The sequence below is a fragment of the Streptomyces sp. NPDC029122 genome (genome assembly GCF_055569445.1).
Genome location: NZ_JBVHWK010000007.1, coordinates 78,302 through 100,046 on the forward strand (window position 1 = coordinate 78,302; position 21,745 = coordinate 100,046).

16 protein-coding genes are annotated in these 21,745 nt (G+C 72.4%); 7 read left to right on the plus strand and 9 right to left on the minus strand.

The window, feature by feature from the left end:
- Positions 1 to 3 precede the first annotated feature (3 nt).
- The 6 genes from ACZ4WZ_RS11355 to ACZ4WZ_RS11380 form a co-directional block, all read right to left on the minus strand.
- Positions 4 to 1,821 carry a branched-chain amino acid ABC transporter permease gene (locus ACZ4WZ_RS11355; protein WP_467888244.1) on the minus strand — a complete coding sequence of 606 codons (1,818 nt, stop codon included), beginning with the start codon at positions 1,819 to 1,821 and terminating at the stop codon, positions 4 to 6.
- Between the two features lie 5 nt (positions 1,822 to 1,826).
- Positions 1,827 to 2,756 (minus strand): branched-chain amino acid ABC transporter permease, encoded by a 930-nt coding sequence (locus ACZ4WZ_RS11360; RefSeq protein ID WP_388935209.1) that lies wholly within the window; start codon positions 2,754 to 2,756, stop codon positions 1,827 to 1,829.
- 108 nt (positions 2,757 to 2,864) lie between these two features.
- On the minus strand, positions 2,865 to 4,097 hold the full coding sequence (locus tag ACZ4WZ_RS11365) for a branched-chain amino acid ABC transporter substrate-binding protein (protein WP_388935205.1): 1,233 nt from the start codon (positions 4,095 to 4,097) through the stop codon (positions 2,865 to 2,867).
- A gap of 928 nt (positions 4,098 to 5,025) precedes the next feature.
- The gene (locus ACZ4WZ_RS11370; RefSeq protein WP_467888247.1) at positions 5,026 to 5,181 is read right to left on the minus strand and encodes a hypothetical protein; all 156 of its coding nucleotides are present in this window, start codon (positions 5,179 to 5,181) and stop codon (positions 5,026 to 5,028) included.
- A 56-nt stretch (positions 5,182 to 5,237) separates the two neighbouring features.
- A complete protein-coding gene (locus ACZ4WZ_RS11375; RefSeq protein ID WP_467888249.1) occupies positions 5,238 to 5,699 on the minus strand; it encodes a PaaI family thioesterase in 462 nt (153 codons plus the stop codon).
- 52 nt (positions 5,700 to 5,751) lie between these two features.
- Positions 5,752 to 8,022, minus strand: a complete 2,271-nt coding sequence (locus ACZ4WZ_RS11380) for an FdhF/YdeP family oxidoreductase (protein WP_467888250.1) — start codon at positions 8,020 to 8,022, stop codon at positions 5,752 to 5,754.
- A 104-nt stretch (positions 8,023 to 8,126) separates the two neighbouring features.
- On the opposite strand from ACZ4WZ_RS11380, the gene polA reads away from it, so the two are divergent.
- Positions 8,127 to 10,850 carry a DNA polymerase I gene (gene polA / locus ACZ4WZ_RS11385; RefSeq protein ID WP_467888252.1) on the plus strand — a complete coding sequence of 908 codons (2,724 nt, stop codon included), beginning with the start codon at positions 8,127 to 8,129 and terminating at the stop codon, positions 10,848 to 10,850.
- A gap of 31 nt (positions 10,851 to 10,881) precedes the next feature.
- Here polA and ACZ4WZ_RS11390 read toward each other — a convergent pair whose 3' ends face one another.
- Positions 10,882 to 11,742 (minus strand): DUF4184 family protein, encoded by an 861-nt coding sequence (locus ACZ4WZ_RS11390; protein WP_467888254.1) that lies wholly within the window; start codon positions 11,740 to 11,742, stop codon positions 10,882 to 10,884.
- Between the two features lie 144 nt (positions 11,743 to 11,886).
- On the opposite strand from ACZ4WZ_RS11390, the gene ACZ4WZ_RS11395 reads away from it, so the two are divergent.
- From ACZ4WZ_RS11395 to pgfA, 3 genes are all read left to right on the plus strand, one after another.
- Positions 11,887 to 13,167 (plus strand): lytic transglycosylase domain-containing protein, encoded by a 1,281-nt coding sequence (locus ACZ4WZ_RS11395; protein WP_467888256.1) that lies wholly within the window; start codon positions 11,887 to 11,889, stop codon positions 13,165 to 13,167.
- A gap of 195 nt (positions 13,168 to 13,362) precedes the next feature.
- Positions 13,363 to 13,503 (plus strand): SPW_0924 family protein, encoded by a 141-nt coding sequence (locus tag ACZ4WZ_RS11400; protein ID WP_388935184.1) that lies wholly within the window; start codon positions 13,363 to 13,365, stop codon positions 13,501 to 13,503.
- A gap of 13 nt (positions 13,504 to 13,516) precedes the next feature.
- Positions 13,517 to 14,491, plus strand: a complete 975-nt coding sequence (gene pgfA / locus ACZ4WZ_RS11405) for a cell envelope lipid trafficking protein PgfA (protein WP_467888259.1) — start codon at positions 13,517 to 13,519, stop codon at positions 14,489 to 14,491.
- On the opposite strand, the gene hrpB is transcribed toward pgfA, so the two are convergent.
- Positions 14,481 to 17,012: an ATP-dependent helicase HrpB gene (hrpB, locus tag ACZ4WZ_RS11410; RefSeq protein ID WP_467888262.1), complete on the minus strand. Its 2,532-nt coding sequence runs from the start codon at positions 17,010 to 17,012 to the stop codon at positions 14,481 to 14,483. The genes pgfA and hrpB overlap by 11 nt on opposite strands.
- A 4-nt stretch (positions 17,013 to 17,016) precedes the next feature.
- Positions 17,017 to 17,865, minus strand: coding sequence for a class I SAM-dependent methyltransferase (locus ACZ4WZ_RS11415; RefSeq protein ID WP_467888264.1), 849 nt, complete (start codon positions 17,863 to 17,865; stop codon positions 17,017 to 17,019).
- A 370-nt stretch (positions 17,866 to 18,235) separates the two neighbouring features.
- Between ACZ4WZ_RS11415 and rpsA the strand changes: the two genes are divergently transcribed.
- The 3 genes from rpsA to coaE all read left to right on the plus strand — a co-directional run bounded on the left by rpsA (position 18,236) and on the right by coaE (position 21,697).
- Entirely contained in the window at positions 18,236 to 19,750 is a 1,515-nt protein-coding gene (gene rpsA / locus ACZ4WZ_RS11420) for a 30S ribosomal protein S1 (RefSeq protein WP_007263497.1), read from the plus strand.
- A 225-nt stretch (positions 19,751 to 19,975) separates the two neighbouring features.
- Positions 19,976 to 20,914, plus strand: coding sequence for a PAC2 family protein (locus ACZ4WZ_RS11425; RefSeq protein WP_467888268.1), 939 nt, complete (start codon positions 19,976 to 19,978; stop codon positions 20,912 to 20,914).
- A 168-nt stretch (positions 20,915 to 21,082) separates the two neighbouring features.
- Entirely contained in the window at positions 21,083 to 21,697 is a 615-nt protein-coding gene (coaE, locus tag ACZ4WZ_RS11430; protein ID WP_467888270.1) for a dephospho-CoA kinase, read from the plus strand.
- The last annotated feature ends 48 nt before the right edge of the window (positions 21,698 to 21,745 follow it).

A 21,745-nucleotide genomic window follows, 5' to 3' on the forward strand; every position in this document is an offset into this window, starting at 1 on the left:
GGATCAGGCCCCTGTCTTGCCGAGGACTGTGGGCGCTTCGAGGTCCTTGTGGAGTTCGAGCTGGTTGCGCCGGTTGGGGATGAGGCCTTCGGGGCGCAGGCGCATCAGGATGACGAGTGCGATGCCGAAGACGAGGAGCTGGTACTCGCCCAGGAACTGGAGCTTGTTGGGGATCATGAAGAGGAGGGCGCCGCCGACGAGGGGGCCGGAGATGGTGCCCATGCCGCCGAGTACGACTGCCGCGAGGAGGAAGGCGGAGTTCGGGGGGACGGCGTTGGCGAAGACGTACTGGTCCGGGGTGACGGTGTAGTTCACGTGGGCCTGTACGGCTCCGGCGAGGCCGGCGAGGGTGGCGCCGAGGGCGAAGGCGATGAGCTTGACGCGGAAGCCGTTGATGCCCATGGCTTCGGCGGCGGTCTCGTCTTCGCGGATGGCGACCCAGGCGCGGCCGATGCGGGATTCGGCGCTGCGGCGGAAGACCATGATCACGATGAGGGTGACCAGGAGCATCAGCAGGAAGTAGTTGGCGAAGCGGCCGACGGTGAATCCGGCGATGGTGTGGCTGGCTCCGAAGTCGAACCCGAAGAGGTTGACGTTGGGGATGCCGGCGATGCCGTTGGGGCCGTTGGTGAGGTCGGGGCCGCTGACGCCGTCGAGGTTGTTCATCGAGATGCGGAAGATCTCTCCGAAGCCCAGGGTGACGATGGCGAGGTAGTCGCCGCGCAGGCGCAGGGTCGGGGCGCCGATGAGGACGCCGAAGACCATGGAGGCGAGGGCGCCGACGAGGAGTGCGGCCCAGAAGGGCAGGTGCACGCCGAAGGGGGAGTTGGGGGAGCCGGAGACCAGGGCCGCGGTGTAGGCGCCGACGCCGAGGAAGGCGACGTAGCCGAGGTCGAGGAGGCCGGTGAGGCCGACGACGATGTTCAGGCCGAGGGCGACGGTGGCGAAGATGAGGATGTTGACGCCGAGGGTCGCGTACTGGTCGTCGGTCTGGGTGAGGGGGAAGGCCGCGGCCGCGACGAAGGCGCCGACGAGGGCGACGTTGCGGTGCTTGGCGGTGAGGGCGGTGAAGCGGGCGACCAGGCCGGCCTTGTTGAGGGCGGTGAAGCCGAAGCCGGCGGTGATCAGGAAGCCGAGGAAGAGTTCCTGGTAGGGGGTGGTGACGCCGTAGGTGAAGACGCCGAGGGCGACGGCGAGGACGGCGGTGATGAGCAGGATCTCGGCGTAGGCCGGAAGTTCGCGGGCCGGCTTGGCGGTGCCGCTGGCGTGGGCGGCCTTGGTGACGGCCCAGCTGTTGCCGATGTTGTGCTTGGTCTGCTCCCACCAGGTGTCTTCGGGGTCCGCCGGTTCGGTGGCGGGGCGTTCGAAGGGGAGGGAGCGGGCGCCGAGGTAGGCGGCGAGGGCGGTGACGAGGGCGACGACGCCGCCGGGCTCCAGGTTGACGAGGCCGCCGAGGGTGTTGCTGATCGCCCAGACGGTGTAGGCCACCGTCAGGAGGGTGCCGAGGGCGCAGAGCTTGATCGCGGCGTCGGTTCCGGCGGGGGCGAGCCAGCGCAGGCCCTTGATGCCGTAGGAGCTGAGGCCGAAGAGCGCGGTGAGGGCGCCGCCGACGAGGACGAGCCACTGGAGGCCGCCGGGGTACCCGTAGACGGTGAGGTCACCGGGGAAGGCGGAGGTCCAGGTCCAGGCGAGGAAGCAGGAGATGACCGTGAGGGCGCCGCCGGCGGTGGCGAGGGCGCGGGCGGTCTTCTCGGGGAGGGAGATTCCCGCTCGGCCGTTGGTGGCCTTCTGCGGCGTGGTGTCTGTGGTGGTGGTCGTCATGGTTCTCACGCCCTGTCCGCCACGCGCTCGCCCATCAGACCCTGGGGCCGGAAGAGAAGCACGAGGATGAGGAGTACGAACGCCCAGGTGTTGCCCCAGGACTGGCCGCCGAGCTGCTGCATGCCCGGTACGTCGGCGATGTAGGCGGTGGTCAGGGTTTCGGCGAGGCCGAGGACGATGCCGCCGATCATGGCGCCGTAGATGTTGCCGATGCCGCCGAGGACGGCCGCGGTGAAGGCCTTGAGGCCGAGGATGAAGCCCATGCGGTAGTTGACTTCGCCGTACTTGAGGCCGTACGCGACGGCTCCGACGGCGGCGAAGGCGGCGCCGAGGGCGAAGGCGACCGTGATGATGCGGTCGGTGTTGATGCCCATGAGCTTCGCGGTGTCGGGGTCCTGCGCGGTGGCCTGCATGCCGCGGCCGGTGCGGGTCTTCTTGACGAAGAAGCCGAGGAAGGCCATGGAGATGGGCGCGGCGAGCAGCAGGAAGACGTCACCGGTCTGGATGGTGATGCTGCCGAGGTGGAAGGGGCCGCCGGGGATTTCGGGGAAGACGACGGAGGACTTCGCGTCGGGGTACCAGGCCCACACGACCTGCTGGAGGACGATGGAGAGGCCGATGGCGGTGATGAGCGGGGCGAGGCGTGGAGCGTTGCGCAGCGGCCGGTAGGCGAAGCGTTCGGCGCCGACGGCTATGAGGGTGGCGACGATGATGGCGCCTATGAGCATGAGCGGCAGCGCGAGCCACATGGTGGTGCCGCCGGGGAGCATCAGCCAGACCGTGAGGGCTCCGAACCCGCCGGTCATGAAGATCTCGCCGTGGGCGAAGTTGATGAGCTGGACGATGCCATAGACCATCGTGTAGCCGATGGCGACGAGCCCGTACATGGATCCCAGTAGCAGGCCGTTGACCAGCTGTTGCGGCAGTTCGTGCACCGCAGGTCCTCCGAGTCTTTCGACGGATGTGACACCGCGCGGGGCGCAATGGTGCGCGCCCCGCGCGGCAGGTGAGGGGTGAGGCTTGGGGGGTCAGCCGGTGGGAGGTCAGCCGGCGAGGGTGCCGGACTCGACGGTCTTGAAGTCGTCGCCGTCGACCTTGTAGACGGTGAGCTGCTTGTTGGTGGCGTCGCCGAACTCGTCGAAGGAGACCTTGCCGGTCACGCCTTCGAAGTTGACGCCCTGGACGGCCTCGAGGACCTTGGCGCGGGCGTCGGAGGGGAGCTTGCCGTTGTTGGCGTCGACGACCTTCTTGACGGCTTCGATGACGGCCCAGGCGGAGTCGTACGAGTAGCCGCCGTAGGCGGAGTAGTCGTCCTTGTAGCCGGCCTTCTTGTAGTTGTCGACGAACTCCTTGGCGGAGGCCAGGCTCTCGACGGGGGCGCCGACGGAGGTGCAGAGGTCGCCCTGGGCGCTGGCGCCGGCGAGCTCGACGTACTTCTTGTCCTTCATGCCGTCGCCGCCGACGAGCGGGATGTTGGTGCCGGAGGCCTTGATCTGCTTGCTCAGGGGGCCGGCCGCCGGGTACTCGCCGCCGTAGTAGACGACGTCGGCGCCGGAGCTCTTGACCTGGGTCACGATCGCCGAGAAGTCCTTGGACTCGGGGTCGATGTGGCCCTCGCCGGCGACGGCGCCGCCGAGCTTGGTGAACTCGCCCTTGAAGGTCGCGGCGAGGCCGGCGCCGTAGGTCTTCTTGTCATCGATGATGAAGACCTTCTTCTTGCCCGCCTTGTTGAAGAGGTACTGCGCCGCGTACGGGCCCTGGATGGCGTCCGTGGTGGCGGTGCGGAAGTAGCTCTTGTAGGTGCGGGTCTTCTGGCCCTCGGCCCACTTGGGGCCCTGGGTCAGGGACGGGCTGGTGTTGGCGGGGGAGATCTGGGCCAGCTTCGCGTCGTCGAAGACCTTCTGCATGGCCTCGGAGACCGAGGAGTTCAGCGGGCCGACGACGCCGAGGACGTCCTTGTTGGCGGTGAGCTTGGTGGCGTTCTGCTGGCCGGAGGAGGCCTGGGCCTGGTCGTCGAGGGCTTCTATCTTGAAGGTGACGCCCTTGACGTACTTCTTCTCGTTGGCCTGCTTGGCGGCGAGGTCGGCGGAGTTCTTGATGCCGAGGCCGAGGGCGGAGAGGTCGCCCGTCAGCGGGGCGTCGACGCCGATGACGACGGTGGTGTTGCCGCCGTCGGCGGTGGCTCCGCCCTTGTCGTCGCGGGATCCGCAGGCGGTGAGGGTGAGAGCGCCCGCGGCGAGGGCGGCGGTCACGGCGATGAGCTGACGAGAACGCACGATCAGTCCTTTCCTGGCGCCGCGTCCCCCCGTGGGACGCGTCGAGTCGAACGCGGGGAACCGAACTGAGGAAATCCGGCGCGGTCGCGGTAACTGGCGGTGACTCTAGGCGGCTCTTCGGGGGATATGGAGGGCTGAGGCCAATGATGTGACTCTCTTGTTATGCCACGGCGTAATACATAGCGGTTCACGGGGGGTGGAACGGGGGAATTCAGGCCGGTTCGTCTTGTCCGCATGGTGAGACGCGGCAGGAGCTTGGGGTGGTTTGAGTCCTGTCATGCCAGGACTCTGGGGGTGTTTGCTCATGACGGGCCAGTGGGGGGCGTGTCTCGGTCTGCGGGACATGCCCTGGTCAGGGCGACGGAAAGATCTCGCGCATATCGGTCACCGGGGATGTAACTGTGATCCTCTTTCTGGAACCCATTACTCAGGGTCACCTCCAAAAAGGGCAGCCCGGAATTCCGTGCTACATGCACGCAGTCTTTTACCCGAATGAGCAGCAGGAGCCCGCGTTCTTCCCCCGCGCCGACCGCGGCCGGGAGCGGTGGCCGGATCGTCACGCTCAGCGCCCGCGAGGGCTGGCCGATCCGCTCCACCGAGATGGCCGGCCCCCACCCGGTCCGCACACGCACAGTGAACGCGAACGCGTAGTCGGGGGGCGGCGGCTCCATCGGCTCCCCGTACGTCAGGGACAGCGCCTGCGAGGGGGCGGGCGGCGCCTGGGGGCGGGGCGGATCGGGCCACGCGGCGTACAGCCGTGCGGCGCCCGCGGCCAGTACGGCGGCCGCGGCGACGGCCAGGACGGCCCCGCGGTGGCGGGCGTAGCGCGAGCGGATCCAGGCGGCCGCCCGGGGGGTACGCGCCCCCGTGCGCGGGGCGTGACCGTCCTCCGTGCCCTCCCCGGGCTCCACGGGGCCGATGCCGGCGCTCACGGCCGGGGCCCGGCGGTACGGGAGGCGGTGGCGGTCCCGGCGGGGACGGGGGCGCTGACGGTGGCGGCGTCGATGCGGGCGCCGGCGGCGGTGCGCGGTGCCGTCGCCCGGCATGTGGCCGTGGCGCCGCGCGGCGCCGGTCCGGATCCCATGCGGGAACGCTAGACCGGCGCCGCGTACGGCACAACGGCTCGTGCCGGCCCGGCTGTTAAGACTCCGTGTCGCGCAGCAGGCAGGTGAGGCGGGCGGTGCAGACGCGGCGGTCCTGCTCGTCGGAGATGACGATCTCGTAGGTGGCGGTGGAGCGGCCGCGGTGGACCGGGGTGGCGACGCCGGTGACCCGGCCGTCGCGCACGCCGCGGTGGTGGGTGCAGTTGAGGTCGACGCCGACGGCGATCTTGTTGATGCCGCCGTGCATCATGGCGCCGACGGAGCCGAGGGTTTCGGCCAGGACGGCGGAGGCGCCGCCGTGGAGGAGTCCGTAGGGCTGGGTGTTGCCCTTGACGGGCATGGTGGCGACGACGCGTTCGGCGGAGGCTTCCAGGATCTGGATCTCCATGCGCCGGCCGAGATCGCCCGCCGAGAACAGGGCGGGCAGGTCTATGCCCAGAGCCGCGTACTCGTCGAGGACTTCCTGGGGGAACTTCACGGCGTGCTGCTCGTCGCCCATGGGTCTGCTCCGTTCGTCAACGGTCGTTAACCAGTGTGTCGGGGCCGTTCTATCAGGCCGGTTCGAAGCGCACGACGACGGACTTGCTGGCGGGGGTGTTGCTGGTGTCGGCCGTGGAGTCCAGGGGGACCAGGACGTTGGTCTCGGGGTAGTAGGCGGCGGCGCAGCCGCGGGCGGTGGGGTAGTGGACGACGCGGAAGCCGGGGGCGCGGCGTTCGACGCCGTCCTTCCATTCGCCGACGAGGTCGGCGTAGGAGCCGTCGGCGAGGCCGAGCTCGGCGGCGTCCTCGGGGTTGACCATGACGATGCGGCGGCCGCCGGTGATGCCGCGGTAGCGGTCGTCGAGGCCGTAGATGGTGGTGTTGTACTGGTCGTGGCTGCGCAGGGTCTGCAGGAGCAGCCGGCCGGCCGGTACGCGGGGGTACTCGACGGGGACGGCGGTGAAGTTGGCCTTGCCGGTCGTGGTGGGGAAGCGGCGTTCGTCGCGGGGGGCGTGGGGCAGCTGGAAGCCGCCGGGGCGGGCGACGCGGGTGTTGAAGTCCTCGAAGCCGGGGACGACGCGGGCGATGCGGTCGCGGATGGCGGCGTAGTCGTTCTCGAAGTCCTCCCAGGGGGTCCTGGAGGCGGTGCCGAGGACGGCGCGGGCCATGCGGGCGACGATGGCCGGTTCGGAGAGCAGGTGGGGGGAGGCGGGGGCGAGGTTGCCGCGGGAGGCGTGGACCATGCCCATGGAGTCCTCGACGGTGACGAACTGGCGGCCGCTCTCCTGGACGTCCTTGTCGGTGCGGCCGAGGGTGGGCAGGATCAGGGCGCGCCGGCCGGTGACCGCGTGGGAGCGGTTGAGCTTGGTGGAGACGTGGACGGTGAGGGAGGCGCGGCGGATCGCGGCTTCGGTGACGGCGGTGTCGGGGGTGGCGGCGACGAAGTTGCCGCCCATGGCGAAGAGGACCTTGGCCTTGCCGTCGCGCAGGGCTTCGATGGAGCGGACCACGTCGTAGCCGTGCGCGCGGGGCGAGGTGATGCCGAATTCGCGGTCGAGGGCGTCGAGGAAGGCGGGGGCGGGGCGTTCGAAGATGCCCATGGTGCGGTCGCCCTGGACGTTGGAGTGGCCGCGGACGGGGCAGACGCCGGCGCCGGGGCGGCCGATGTTGCCGCGGAGCAGGAGGAGGTTGACGACCTCGCGGATGGTGGCGACGGAGTGCTTGTGCTGGGTGAGGCCCATGGCCCAGCAGACGATGGTGCGCTCGGAGGCCAGGATCATGGCCAGGGCGCGTTCGATCTCGGGGCGGGTGAGGCCGGTGGCGGTGAGGGTCTCGTCCCAGTCGGTGTTCCCGGCGGCGGCGGCGAGGGTTTCGTAGCCGTGGGTGTGCTCGCGGATGAAGTCCTCGTCGAGGGCGCCGTCGGTCTCGATGACGAGTTTGTTGAGGAGGCGGAAGAGGGCCTGGTCGCCGCCGATGCGGATCTGGAGGAAGAGGTCGTTGAGGGGGGTGCCCTTGAGCATGCCGAGGGGGCTCTGGGGGTTCTTGAAGCGCTCCATGCCGGCCTCGGGCAGCGGGTTCACCGAGATGATCTTCGCGCCGGCTTCCTTGGCCTTCTCCAGCGCGGAGAGCATGCGGGGGTGGTTGGTGCCCGGGTTCTGGCCGGCGACGATGATCAGGTCGGCGCGGTGGAGGTCCTCGAGGGAGACGCTGCCCTTGCCGATGCCGATGGTCTCGCCCAGTGCTGAGCCTGAGGACTCGTGGCACATGTTGGAGCAGTCCGGCAGGTTGTTGGTGCCGAATTCGCGGGCGAAGAGCTGGAAGAGGAACGCGGCCTCGTTGCTGGTGCGGCCGGAGGTGTAGAAGAGCGCCTCGTCGGGGGAGGACAGGGCCCCCAGCTCCTCCGCGATGATCGCGAAGGCCTTCTTCCAGCTGACGGGCTCGTACCGGTCGGCGCCTTCGGGCAGGTACACGGGGTGGGTGAGGCGGCCCTGCTGGCCGAGCCAGTAGCCGCTGCGGGCGGCCAGCTCGGACACCGGGTGGGCGGCGAAGAAGTCCGGGGTGACCCGGCGCAGCGTGGCCTCCTCGGCGACGGCCTTGGCGCCGTTCTCGCAGAACTCGGCGGCGTGCCGCTGGTCGCCCTCGGGCCAGGCGCAGCCGGGGCAGTCGAAGCCGTCCTTCTGGTTGACCTTGAGGAGGGTCCGCGCGGTGCGGCGCAGCCCCATCTGCTCGTACCCGGCCTTCAGGGTGTGCGCGATGGCGGGCAGGCCGGCGGCGGCGTGCTGCGGGGGACCGACGTGCGGCGCGTCCTGTACCGGATCACCTGCGGGCGGCTTGGTGGCCATGTCGCTCCCCTTCGAGCAGTCTTCGCGTACACGTCCGATCCTGTCACGCCCGGCTGACATCGCCGGCGGCGGATTTGTCGGTGGGGGCGCCTAGGATCGGGGGCGTGGCAGAGACAGCATCGAAGAAGACCGACCAGCCGACCGCAGCGGACCGCCCCCGCCTGATGCTCATGGACGGGCACTCCCTGGCGTACCGGGCGTTCTTCGCGCTGCCCGCGGAGAATTTCACGACGGCCACGGGCCAGCCGACGAACGCCATCTACGGCTTCGCGTCGATGCTGGCGAACACGTTGCGTGACGAGGCGCCGACGCATTTCGCGGTGGCGTTCGACGTGTCCCGCAAGACGTGGCGCACGACGGAGTTCCCCGAGTACAAGGCGAACCGCTCGAAGACCCCGGACGAGTTCAAGGGGCAGGTCGAGCTGATCGGCGAGCTGCTCGACGCGATGAAGGTGCCGCGGTTCGCGGTGGACGGCTTCGAGGCCGACGACGTGATCGCGACGCTGGCGACGCAGGCCGAGGCCCTCGGCTTCGACGTGCTGATCGTCACGGGTGACCGGGACTCCTTCCAGCTGGTCTCCGAGCACACGACGGTGCTGTATCCGACGAAGGGTGTTTCCGAGCTGACCCGGTTCACTCCGGAGAAGGTCGTGGAGAAGTACGGGCTCACCCCCCAGCAGTACCCGGACTTCGCGGCGCTGCGCGGTGACCCGTCGGACAACCTGCCGGGCATCCCGGGTGTCGGGGAGAAGACGGCCGCCAAGTGGATCACGCAGTTCGGGTCGTTCGCGGAGCTGGTGGACCGGGCCGACGAGGTCAAGGGCAAGGCCGGGCAGAACTTCCGCGACCACCTGGAGGCCGTGAAGCTCAACCGGGTGCTGACCGAGATGGTCAAGGACGTGGAGCTGCCCAGCACCCCGGCCGACCTGGTGCGTGCCCCGTACGACCGGGCCGCGGTCACGGGGGTGCTGGACGTGCTGGAGATCCGCAACGCCTCGCTGCGGGAGCGGCTGCTGGCCGTGGACCCGGGCGCGGCCGTGGCGGAGGAGGCCCCGGCTCCGGCGGCCGGTGTGGAGCTGGACGGGTCGGTGCTGGGCGCGGGCGAGCTCGCGCCGTGGCTGGAGGCGCACGGGGCCGGTCCGCTGGGCGTGTCCACCGTGGACAGCTGGATGCTGGGCGCCGGCAGCGTCAGTGAGGTCGCGCTGGCCTCGGCGGGCGGCGCGGCCGCCTGGTTCGAGCCGTCCTCGCTGGACGAGGCCGACGAGCGGGCATTCGCGGCCTGGGCCGCGGACGCGGGGCGCCCCAAGGTGGTGCACAACGCGAAGGGTCTGATGCGGGTCTTCCCCGAGCACGGCTGGACCCTGGCGGGCGTCACCATGGACACCGCGCTCGCCGCCTACCTGGTCAAGCCGGGCCGGCGTTCCTTCGCGCTGGACGTGCTGTCCGTGGAGTACCTGGGCCGTGAGCTCCAGCCGCCGGCCGCCGCCGGACAGCTGGCGTTCGGTGCCGACGAGACCGCCGAGGCGGACGCGCTGATGGCGCAGGCCCGCGCGGTCCTCGACCTGGGCGACGCCTTCGCGGCGAAGCTGCCCGAGGTCGGCGCGGTCGAGCTGCTCCACGAGATGGAGCTGCCGACGTCCGAGCTGCTGGCCCGGCTGGAGCGGGCGGGCATCGCCGCCGACCGCGACCACCTGGAAGCCATGGAGCAGCAGTTCGCGGGCGCCGTGCAGCAGGCGGTGAAGGAGGCGCACGCGGCGGTCGGCCACGAGTTCAACCTCGGCTCGCCCAAGCAGCTCCAGGAGGTGTTCTTCGGCGAGCTGGACCTGCCGAAGACGAAGAAGACGAAGACCGGCTACACCACGGACGCGGACGCGCTGGCCTGGCTGGCCACGCAGACCGACCACGAGCTGCCGGTGATCATGCTGCGGCACCGGGAGCAGGCCAAGCTGCGGGTGACCGTCGAGGGCCTGGTCAAGGCGATCGCCGCCGACGGCCGGGTGCACACCAGCTTCAGCCAGACCGTCGCCGCGACCGGCCGCCTGTCCTCCACGGACCCCAACCTGCAGAACGTGCCGGTGCGCACGGACGAGGGCCGCGCGATCCGCCGGGGCTTCGTCGTCGGCGAGGGCTACGAGTCGCTGATGACGGCCGACTACAGCCAGATCGAGCTGCGCGTCATGGCGCACCTCTCCGAGGACGAGGGCCTGATCGAGGCGTTCCTGTCCGGTGAGGACCTGCACACCACCGTCGCCTCGCAGGTGTTCGGCGTGGAGCGCTCCCAGGTCGACGCCGAGATGCGCCGCAAGATCAAGGCCATGTCGTACGGCCTGGCGTACGGGCTGTCGGCGTTCGGTCTCGCCCAGCAGCTGAACATCGAGCCGGCCGAGGCGCGCGGGCTGATGGAGACCTTCTTCGAGCGGTTCGGCGGGGTCCGCGACTACCTCCAGCGGGTGGTCGACGAGGCCCGGGCGACCGGCTACACGGCGACGGTCTTCGGTCGCCGCCGCTATCTGCCGGACCTGAACAGCGACAACCGCCAGCGCCGTGAGGCCGCCGAGCGGATGGCACTGAACGCCCCGATCCAGGGCACCGCCGCCGACATCGTCAAGGTCGCCATGCTGCGCGTGGACAAGGCCCTCGCCGAGGCGGCCCTGAAGTCGCGGATGCTGCTCCAGGTCCATGACGAAATCGTCCTGGAGATCGCCCCCGGCGAGCGGGAGCGGGTCGAGGAGCTGGTGCGCCGGGAGATGGGCGCGGCCGTGGAGCTGCGGGCCCCGCTTGACGTGTCCGTGGGCGTCGGCGGCGACTGGGAGTCCGCCGCGCACTGACCCGCGTGCGGCGTCCGAGCGCCCGTTCCCGCTAAGCGGCGGGGACGGGCGTTCGCGCGTCCCGCTCCGGGCGGGGCCGGTCCCGGCGGCGATGGTGGTGGCGCAGCCGTACGAGGGTCCCGTACAGCAGCAGCCCGACGGTGAGGCCGGCTCCCGCTCCGAAGCAGACGGTCGGGATGATGTCGAGCGGGGTGCGGATCCGGTCGTGGAAGGTGAAGAAGCGCATCACCCGCAGGGTGATCCCGGCCGCCGCGCAGCCGGCGATCAGCGCGGCGGCGCCCCAGCGCTCCGCGCGGCCGAGCACCGGGACCGAGGCCGGCGCGGGCACGGCCGGCAGCCGCCGCAGGCCGCTCACCGTGAACCAGAGCAGTGCGCAGGCGGCCACCGCGGAGGAGCCGTACTGGAGGTAGGAGTAGAGGGGCAGGCCGAAGGCGAGGGGGTCACCGAGCCCCGGCAGCGCGTTCGTCCCCCAGCGGTCCAGGTGCGTGAAGCTGTCCCACACCACGTGGGTGAGCGAGCCGGCCGCCGCCGAGAGGTAGAACCAGAGCGCGAGCCGCGGCAGCCCCCGCCCGCGCCAGCTCTCACCCCGTACGAAGGTGTACGCCCTGCCCCGCCAGGTCCGTGGCAGGAGCGCGACGAGGGGTTCGCGCAACAGCAGCCAGCACGCCGCGAGGAGCGCGGTCAGGACGGCGTCCACGGTGGCCACGCCCAGCAGGGTGTGCGTGAAGCGGCCGTAGCCCATGACGCCGCTCACGACGGCGTCCGCGAAGTAGAAGGTGTCCGGGGCGAACGAGCCCAGGACGAGCGCCGAGGCGACCAGCGGGCCCCGGGCGCGCCCGGTCCGGCGTATGGCCGGAAGCACGGCGGCCGCATGGCTGAGAGTGAACGGCACGGGGGCTCCTCGGGCTTTCGGCGTCCGGACATTATGCGTGTGCTGCGAGGGAACGTGGGGATGTGGTGAATTCCGAGCCGCGGTGCGTGCCGTGTGCAGTGAGTTGACGTAGGGTCACGCGGACGTCTAGGGGAGGGGTCCGTCATGGCGGCACGAATACGCGGACGCGGGCTGCGCAGGGGCGCGGCCGCGGCACTGGTCTCGGCGGTGGTGGCCGCCGCCATGACGGCCTCGCAGGGCCCGGCCGGCGCCGGGCAGCAGCGGGTCGCGGCGGCCGGCGAGGAGGCCGCGGCGCCGCGGCCGGCGACCGCGGGCTCCGGCGGTGACTCCGCCTACTTCACCGAACTCCCGCCGCTGGTGAGCCCCGAGCCGCCGGCCGTCGTCCTGCCGGAGGGGCCGCCCGCCTCCGGAGAGCGGCCCGCGCCCGTGCCCTCGCCGTCGGCGGCCGTGGTGCCGGCGGCGGACCTGCCCGTGGCGCCGGGCGCGCAGGGGATACCGGCCGGCGTGCTCGCCGCGTACCGGGCCGCCGAACAGCGGGTGGAGCGGAACGATCCCGGGTGCGGGCTGCGCTGGCAGCTGCTCGCGGCGATCGGCAAGGTCGAATCGGGGCAGGCGCGCGGCGGGCAGGTGGACGCCGCCGGGACCACGCTGCGGCCCATCCTGGGGCCGGTGCTCAACGGCAACGGCTTCGCGAACATCTCCGACACCGACGGCGGGGCCTTCGACGGCGACGCCCGCTACGACCGGGCCGTCGGGCCGATGCAGTTCATCCCGTCGACCTGGGCGGCCTGGGGCCAGGACGCGAACGGCGACGGCCGGCGCGACCCGAACAACATCCACGACGCCGCGCTGGCGGCCGGACGGTACCTGTGCGCGGGCAGCCGGGACCTGAGGACGGGGGTGGACCTGGACCGGGCCGTACTGTCGTACAACCACTCCGCGGAGTACCTGCGGACGGTGCGGTCCTGGTTCGCGTACTACCTCCAGGGGGTCCGCGAGGTCCCGGACGCGGGCGGCGTCGCGGGCCCCGCCGGTACGGTCCCGGGCGCCCCGGCGGGCCGGCCGTCGGACCCGAAGCCGACGCCCAAGCCGACCCCGACGCCGAAGCCGACCCCGACGCCGACCCCGACGCCCAAGCCGACCCCGACGCCCAAGCCGACCCCGACGCCGACCCCGACGCCCAAGCCGACCCCGACGCCCACCCCGACGCCGAAGCCCACCCCGACGCCGACCCCCACGCCGAAGCCCACCCCCACCCCCACGCCGAGCACGACGCCCACGCCGACCCCCACCCCCACCCCCACCCCGCGCCCGTCCTCGTCGGCATCGGCCCCCGCCCCCGCGCCCACCCCGGCCTCCACCCCCGCGCCGGGCCCGTCGGTGACCCCGGCCCCGCCGAAGCCGGGGCCCGGCACGGCCGGTTAGGGGGTGTCCGGTGGATCAGGGCCGGATCAGGCCATGATCCGCCGGACGCCCCCCTAGGCCTCGGCCGCCGTACCGGGACGCCCGGCGCCGAAGTGGCCGTGCCGGGCGCCCCGGCGGTTCCCGGCGGTTCTCATCTCACCCCCGCGTTGCTACGGTACGCCTCCCTGACGCCCCATCAGATCCGGAGGCCCCGCCATGCGCGCACTCGCCGCCGCCGCCGTCGGACTGGCCGCCGCGCTGGCCCTCGTCCTCACCGTCACCGCGTTCGGGGTGCCGGAGGGCGAGACCTCGCCCCGGCCGCTGCTCACCACCGCGCCCGCCGCGCCCGGGAAGTAGAGGAGGCCCGGCCGTGCGACGCAGAGCGAGCCTCGTCCTCCTTGCCCTGGCCGTGTTCTGCGCGGCCCTCGCACCACTGCTGCGCTGGTACGCGTACCCGCGGCTCGCCAAGGTCCCGCCCGGCCAGTACCAGGAGATGGTCCTGGAGGCCAGGGACGCCACCCTCCTCGACTACTCCGGCGGCATGCGGCCCAAGAAGGTCGACAAGGTCACGATCGTCCATACCCTCAAGGGCAACGTCGAGGCGTCGAAGGAGATCGAGGCCGACGCCGGCAAGGACGTGGTCGTCTGGGACACGCTCTCCCACATCATCGGGCCGGACGGCAAGACGGTCTCGCAGATCCCCGAGCGCTACATCTTCGACGCCCACACCCAGGACCCGGTGCACGCCACCGGCGAGATGGTCGACGGGGACCCGGTCGAGCGCGAGGGCATCGAGTTCAAGTGGCCCTTCTTCACCGAGCCGCGCGACTACCTCTACTTCGACGCGCAGACCCGCACCTCCTCCCCGGTCCACTACGTCGGACCGCGCACCTACCGCGGCATGGACGTCTACTACTTCGAGCAGACCGTCCCCTGGACCAAGGTCCCCATGCCGAAGAAGATGCCGATCGAGGGCATCGACCCCGCCACCATCGAGCAGACCACCGGCACCACCCTCTGGTACACGGTCACGGCCCGGTTCTGGGTCGACCCGGTGACCGGCGCGCCCGTCAACGCCGAGCAGGACATCCAGCAGGAGATGCGCGGCGGCATCGCGGCGGGAGCCCCGGAGGGCAGGCTCACCGCCTTCGCCGGACACGTCACGATCCGCGAGGACTACGCGAAGCACACCTTCGACCTGGTCTCCGCCAACCGTACGAAGGTCCTCGCGCTGCACACCTACGCCCCGGCCGGCCTCGCCGTCGGCGGGCTGGCGCTGCTCGCCTGCGCCCTCTGGCTGGAGGCCCGGGGCCGCCGTGCCCGGGACGGGGCCGTCAGCGCCTGAGCCGGGCGTTGGTGTGGCGGGTGGGCTCGGCCGTGGCCGGGTCCTCCGGCCACGGATGCCTGGGGTAGCGGCCGCGGAGTTCGGCGCGGACGGCGCGGTAGCCGCCCCGCCAGAAGGAGGCCAGGTCGGCGGTGACGGCGGCCGGCCGGCCCGCCGGCGACAGCAGGTGGACCAGCAGCGGAACCCCCGCCACGCGCGGGGTCTCGGCCAGCCCGAACAGTTCCTGGAGCTTGACCGCGAGCACCGGCTGCTCGGCCGTGTAGTCGACGCGGATCCGGGACCCGCTGGGGACCTCGATCCGCTCGGGCGCCAGCTCGTCCAGCCGCGCGGCTTCCCCGGTGGCCCAGGGCAGCAGCCGGTTCAGGGCCTGTCCGGCGTCGATCCGGCCCAGGTCGGCACGGCGGCGGGCGCGCGACAGCTCGGGCTCCAGCCAGTCGTCGGCCCGCTCCAGCAGTGCCGCGTCGTCCGCCACGTCCGGCCAGGAGCCGCCGAGCGTACGGTGCAGGAAGCCGATCCGGGCCCGGAGCGCCCGCGCGTCCGGGGACCAGCGCAGCAGGTCCAGGCCCTCGGCGCGCAGCCCGTCGAGCAGGGCCGCCCGCACCAGCGCCGGGGCGGGGTCGCGCAGCGGGCGCGCCACCAGTTCGATCGCCCCGAGCCGCTCGGCGGAGCGGGCGACCACGTCCCCGTCCTCCCAGCGGACCTCCTCCCCGCGGGCCAGCAGGTGCCCGGCGGCGGCCCGGGCGGTGTCCTCGTCGAGGACCGCCGCCAGCCGGACCCGTGCGGACGCCGCGTGCGGGGCCCGGTCGGCGACGGCCACGGCCAGCCAGGGCGCGTCGCGCAGCGCGGAGCCCTCGCCCAGCTCGGCGCCGGTCCCCGAGGCCATCAGGAACGCGCCCGCGCCCCTGGCCCGGGCCACCCGCTCCGGGAACGCGAGCGCGGCGACGAGGGCGGTGGCGTGGTCGTCGCCGGCCGCCGCCGCGCCCGGGGCCCCGGCCGGGGAGGCGCCCCGCGCGGCGGCGTCGCCGGACACCGCGCGCTCCAGGCGGCCCACCTCCGCCCGCCAGCGGCCCGCGTACGGGTCACCGCCCCGGCGGGCCGCACGCCAGGCGGCCGCCAGGTCGTCCCCGTACTCCCGCGGCGGCTCCTCGCTCAGCAGCGCCACCACCTCGGCGGCCCGCCGCGCGCCCAGCGCCCCGGCGCCGTCCAGCAGCGCCCGCGCCAGCCGCGGGTGCAGGCCCAGCCGGGCCGTGCGCCGCCCGCGCGGGGTCGGCCGCCCCGCGGCGTCCACCGCCCCGACGGCCACCAGCACCTCCCGGGCGGCGGCCATGGCCCCGGCCGGCGGCGGATCCAGCAGCGCCAGCCCGGCGGCGTCCGGGTCGCCCCAGCAGGCGGCCTGGAGCGCGAACGGCGCCAGGTCCGCGATCCGGATCTCGGGGGAGGGGAAGGCGGGCAGCCGGCCGTCCTCCGCCTCGGCCCAGCACCGGTACACCACCCCCGGCGCCTCACGTCCGGCCCGGCCCGCCCGCTGGCGGCCCGCCGCGCGAGAGGCCCGTACCGTCGCCAGCGCGCCCAGCCCCCGGGCGTGGTCCACCCGGGGCTCGCGGGCCAGCCCGGAGTCCACGACCACCCGTACGCCCGGCACGGTCAGGCTCGACTCCGCGACGGCGGTCGAGAGGATCACCCGGCGGTGCGCCGAGGCGGTCAGCGCCGCGTCCTGCACGGCGGCCGGCGCCCGGCCGTGGACCTGGAGCACCTCGGCGTCCACCCCGGCCAGCTGCCCGGCGACGCGGGCGATCTCGCCGACGCCGGGCAGGAAGCACAGCACGTCGCCGGAACGTTCCGCCAGCGCCCGGCGCACCACCGAGGCCACGTGCGCGAGCTGCGCCGGATCCACCCTCGTCCCGTGCGGCGGCCGCACGGGCCGGGCCGGCGGCGCCCACACGGTCTCCACCGGGTACGCGACCCCGGCGGCCTCCACCACCGGCGCGTCCCCCAGCAGCCGGGCCCAGCCGGCCGCGTCGGTCGTCGCGGAGGCCGCCACCAGGCGCAGCTCGGGGCGCAGGGTCTCGCGTACGTCCAGCAGGAAGGCGGCGACGGTGTCGGCGTCCAGGTGCCGCTCGTGGCACTCGTCCAGGACCACCACGTCGACCCCGGCCAGCTCCTGGTCGCGCTGGAGGCGCTGGAGCAGTACCCCGGTGGTCACCACCTCCACGGCCGTGTCCCGGCCCACGACGCGCTCCCCGCGCACCGTGAAGCCCACCGAGCCCCCGACGGCCTCGCCCAGCAGCCAGGCCATCCGCCGCGCCGCCGCCCGGGCGGCGATCCGCCGGGGCTCGGCGACGACCACCCGGCGCGGCGGCCCGCCGCCCGTCAGCCCGGCCAGGACGAGCGGCACGAGGGTGGTCTTGCCCGTACCGGGCGGGGCGCACAGCACGGCCGTGCCCCGCTCGTCCAGCGCCGAGACGAGGGCGGGCACGGCCTCCCGTACGGGGAGGGCGTCGAGGGCGGCCTGGCGGATCAAGGGATCAGTCCCTCTCGCAGACGAAGATCGCGGTGCCCGGGATCAGGTTGCCGCGCAGCGGGGACCAGCCGCCCCACTCCTGGCTGTTCCATTCCGGCCACTGCGGCTCCACGAGGTCGAGCAGCCGGAAGCCGCCCGCGACCACGTCCCGGACGCGGTCGCCGATCGTGCGGTGGTGCTCGACGTAGACGGCGCGGCCCCGCTCGTCCTGCTCGACGTAGGGGGTCCGGTCGAAGTAGGAGGCGGAGACGGAGAGCCCTTCGGGGCCGGGCTCGTCGGGGAAGGCCCAGCGGATCGGGTGGGTGACGGAGAAGACCCAGCGGCCGCCGGGGCGCAGGACGCGGCGCACCTCGCGCATGACGTTCACCGGGTCGGCGACGAAGGGGACGGCGCCGTACGCCGAGCAGGCGAGGTCGAAGGAGCCGTCGCGGAAGGGGAGCCGGCCGGCGTCGGCCTCGACGAGCGGGACGTCCCCGCCGATGCGCAGGGCGTGCTGGAGCTGGCGGTGGGAGAGGTCGAGGGCCACCGGGCGGGCGCCCTGGGCGGCGAGCCAGCGCGAGCACTGTGCGGCGCCGGCGCCGATCTCCAGGACGTGCTTGCCCTTGAGGGATGCGGTGGGCCCCAGCAGGGCGGCGTCGGCCTCGTCCAGGCCCTCGGGGCCCCAGACGAAGCGGTCGTCGCCGAGGAAGGCGCCGTGCTCGCTCTGGTACTCGTCGGCGTTGCGGTCCCACCAGCCGCGGCTCGCCCGGCTGCTCTCCGCTTCGCCCGCGTCACGCCGGGTGGCCTCGGCCTCGTCCTCGGCGGTGCTGCCCGCCCCGCGGGCGTCTTCGGGGGCGTAGTCCTCTTGGTTCATGGGGCCCGTCGTCGTAGTCTGCGGATGGCTCGGTGGTCGGGGCGGCCGGAAAGTCGTACGGAGTGCTCATCACCGTGTCGCCGCCCGCGAATTGCGCCGGTTATGCGGCGATCTGCCCGCGGTGTGCGCCTTCGCGCATTGACCCTTCCCGGCTGCCCCCGTATGCTACAAGTTGCGCTGCGAGCCTGTGCTCCTCAGACCTAGCAGGCTGCGCTTGCATCTGTTGATGTCCCCTCGGTTTTCGAGGCCCTTCCCCTCCGGGGGATCCAGGGGCTTCTTTGGCTGTCCGGCTTCTTCGGCAGGTGCCGATAAGGGCTCCCGGCGTAGCAGTACCTACGACTTTCTGTCCGTAACCGGAGCCCTTTCCCACATGACGAGCAGCACCGAGACCACCGCCACCACCCCTCCGCAGGTAGCGGTCAACGACATCGGTAACGCGGAAGCCTTCCTGGCCGCGATCGACGAGACGATCAAGTACTTCAACGACGGCGACATCGTCGACGGCGTCATCGTGAAGGTCGACCGGGACGAGGTCCTGCTCGACATCGGTTACAAGACCGAAGGCGTGATCCCGAGCCGCGAGCTCTCGATCAAGCACGACGTCGACCCGAACGAGGTCGTCAAGGTCGGCGACGAGATCGAGGCCCTGGTTCTCCAGAAGGAGGACAAGGAAGGCCGCCTCATCCTGTCCAAGAAGCGCGCTCAGTACGAGCGTGCCTGGGGCACGATCGAGAAGATCAAGGAAGAAGACGGCATCGTCACCGGCACCGTCATCGAGGTCGTCAAGGGTGGTCTCATCCTCGACATCGGCCTCCGTGGCTTCCTGCCGGCCTCCCTCGTCGAGATGCGCCGCGTCCGCGACCTCCAGCCCTACGTGGGCAAGGAGCTCGAGGCGAAGATCATCGAGCTGGACAAGAACCGCAACAACGTGGTCCTGTCCCGCCGCGCCTGGCTCGAGCAGACCCAGTCCGAGGTTCGCCAGACGTTCCTCACCACCCTGCAGAAGGGTCAGGTCCGCTCCGGCGTCGTCTCCTCGATCGTCAACTTCGGTGCCTTCGTGGACCTGGGTGGCGTCGACGGTCTCGTGCACGTCTCCGAGCTCTCCTGGAAGCACATCGACCACCCGTCCGAGGTTGTCGAGGTCGGCCAGGAAGTCACCGTCGAGGTCCTCGACGTCGACATGGACCGCGAGCGCGTCTCCCTGTCGCTGAAGGCGACGCAGGAGGACCCGTGGCAGCAGTTCGCCCGGACCCACCAGATCGGCCAGGTCGTCCCGGGTAAGGTCACCAAGCTGGTTCCGTTCGGTGCGTTCGTCCGCGTGGACGAGGGCATCGAGGGTCTGGTCCACATCTCCGAGCTGGCCGAGCGCCACGTGGAGATCCCGGAGCAGGTCGTCCAGGTCAACGACGAGATCTTCGTCAAGGTCATCGACATCGACCTCGAGCGTCGCCGGATCTCGCTGTCCCTCAAGCAGGCCAACGAGTCCTTCGGTGCCGACCCGGCGTCGGTCGAGTTCGACCCGACCCTGTACGGCATGGCCGCGTCCTACGACGACCAGGGCAACTACATCTACCCCGAGGGCTTCGACCCCGAGACCAACGACTGGCTCGAGGGCTACGAGACCCAGCGCGAGACGTGGGAGCGCCAGTACGCCGAGGCGCAGGTCCGCTTCGAGCAGCACCAGGCCCAGGTCATCAAGAGCCGCGAGGCCGACGAGGCCGCTGCCGCCGAGGGCGCTGCCGCCCCGGCCGCCGGCGGCAACGCCGGTGCGGGCGTCTCGGGTGGTTCGTACTCCTCCGAGGGTGCGGACGAGACCTCCGGCGCCCTGGCGTCGGACGAGGCCCTGGCCGCGCTCCGCGAGAAGCTGGCCGGCGGCCAGAGCTGATCGCAGCGCATCACACTCCGGTGTGAGCCGAGCTGAACGACGAGGCCCGTCCCCTTCGGGGGGCGGGCCTCGCCGCGTTCCCGGGCCGGGCGCCGGGGTTCCGCCGGACACCGTGGGTCCGGCCGCCGTCGCGTTGCGTTTCTGTTAACACGGCCGACCGGGGAATGGCCGCGCCGCCCCGGACGTTCTTCGCAGGGAACACGGCGCGAGGGAGGATTGGTGACGGTGCTTGATCCACAGGGTCTGTACGAATGGGACGCCAAGGGTCTGGCGGTGGCCGACCTGGCGCTGACCCAGGACTCGGCCGGACTGGTCATGCTCTACCACTTCGAGGGGTACATCGACGCGGGCGAGACCGGCGAACAGATCGTCGAACGGCTCCTCGACACCCTGCCCCACCAGGTGGTGGCCCGCTTCGACGCGGACCGGCTGGTGGACTACCGGGCACGCCGCCCGCTGCTGACCTTCCAGCGCGACCACTGGAGCGACTTCGAGGAGCCCCGCCTGGAGGTGCGCCTGGTCCAGGACGCCACCGGCGCGCCCTTCCTGCTGCTCTCCGGCCCGGAGCCGGACGTGGAGTGGGAGCGCTTCGCCGCCGCCGTCCGGCAGATCGTGGAGCGGCTCGGTGTCCGGCTCTCGGTCAACTTCCACGGCATCCCGATGGGCGTGCCGCACACCCGGCCCGTCGGCATCACCCCGCACGGCAACCGGACCGATCTGATGCCCGGCCACCGCAGCCCCTTCGACGAGGCCCAGGTACCCGGCAGCGCCGAATCGCTGATCGAGTTCCGCCTCGGCCAGGCCGGACACGACGTACTCGGCGTCGCCGCGCACGTCCCGCACTACGTCGCCCGCTCCGCCTACCCCGACGCGGCCCTGACCGCGCTGGAGGCCATCACGGCCGCCACCGGGCTGGTCCTGCCGGCCGTCGCGCACGCCCTGCGCACCGAGGCCCACCGGACCCAGACGGAGATCGACCGGCAGATCCGCGAGGGCGACGAGGAACTCGTCAGCCTCGTCCAGGGACTGGAGCACCAGTACGACGCCGCGGCCGGGGCCGAGACCCGCGGCAACATGATCGCCGAGCCGGCCGAGATCCCCTCGGCCGAGGAGCTCGGCCGCGAGTTCGAGAAGTTCCTGGCGGAACGCGAGGGCGAGGCGTAGGCCCAGGCGGTCAGGGGCGCCCGGCCGATCACGCGCCGGGAGCCGGGACCGGAGGGTAGGCGCGGTCCGGATTCGGGGCGGGGTGGATTCGGGGGCACGGGCGCCCGGGCCGCAGCGGTCCCCCGGGCGGTGTTCCCCGCCCGTGGGACACCGCCTAGGGTGCTGACCATGCTGAAAGTGGGCCTGACAGGCGGAATCGGTGCCGGCAAGAGCGAGGTCTCGCGGCTGCTGGCGGGATACGGGGCGGTCGTCGTGGACGCCGACCGGATCGCGCGGGAGGTCGTCGAGCCGGGCACACCCGGACTCGCGGCCGTCGTGGAGGCCTTCGGGGACTCCGTCCTCACCGCCGACGGACGGCTGGACCGGCCCCGGCTGGGAGCGGTCGTCTTCGCCGACCCGGCGAAGCTCCGGACCCTCAACGCCATCGTGCACCCGCTCGTCGGGGCCCGGTCCGCCGAGCTGGAGCGCGCGGCCGGACCCGGCGCGATCGTGGTGCACGACGTACCGCTCCTCACGGAGAACGGCCTCGCGCCCCTGTACGACCTCGTCGTGGTCGTGGACGCGTCCCCCGGAACGCAGCTGGCCCGGCTGACCGCACTGCGCGGGATGACCGAGGAGGAGGCCCGCGCCCGGATGGCCGCCCAGGCCACCCGCGAGCAGCGGCTGGCGGTGGCCACCCTCGTGATCGACAACGACGGGCCGCTGGAGGCGCTGGAGCCTCAGGTGCGCAAGGTCTGGGAAGAGCTGACGGCCCGGGCCGCCGCCCAGGCCGCCACGGAATAGGGGCAGCGGCGGAGGGCGTTGAACGCGCCCGTAGAGGGAAGGAAAGAC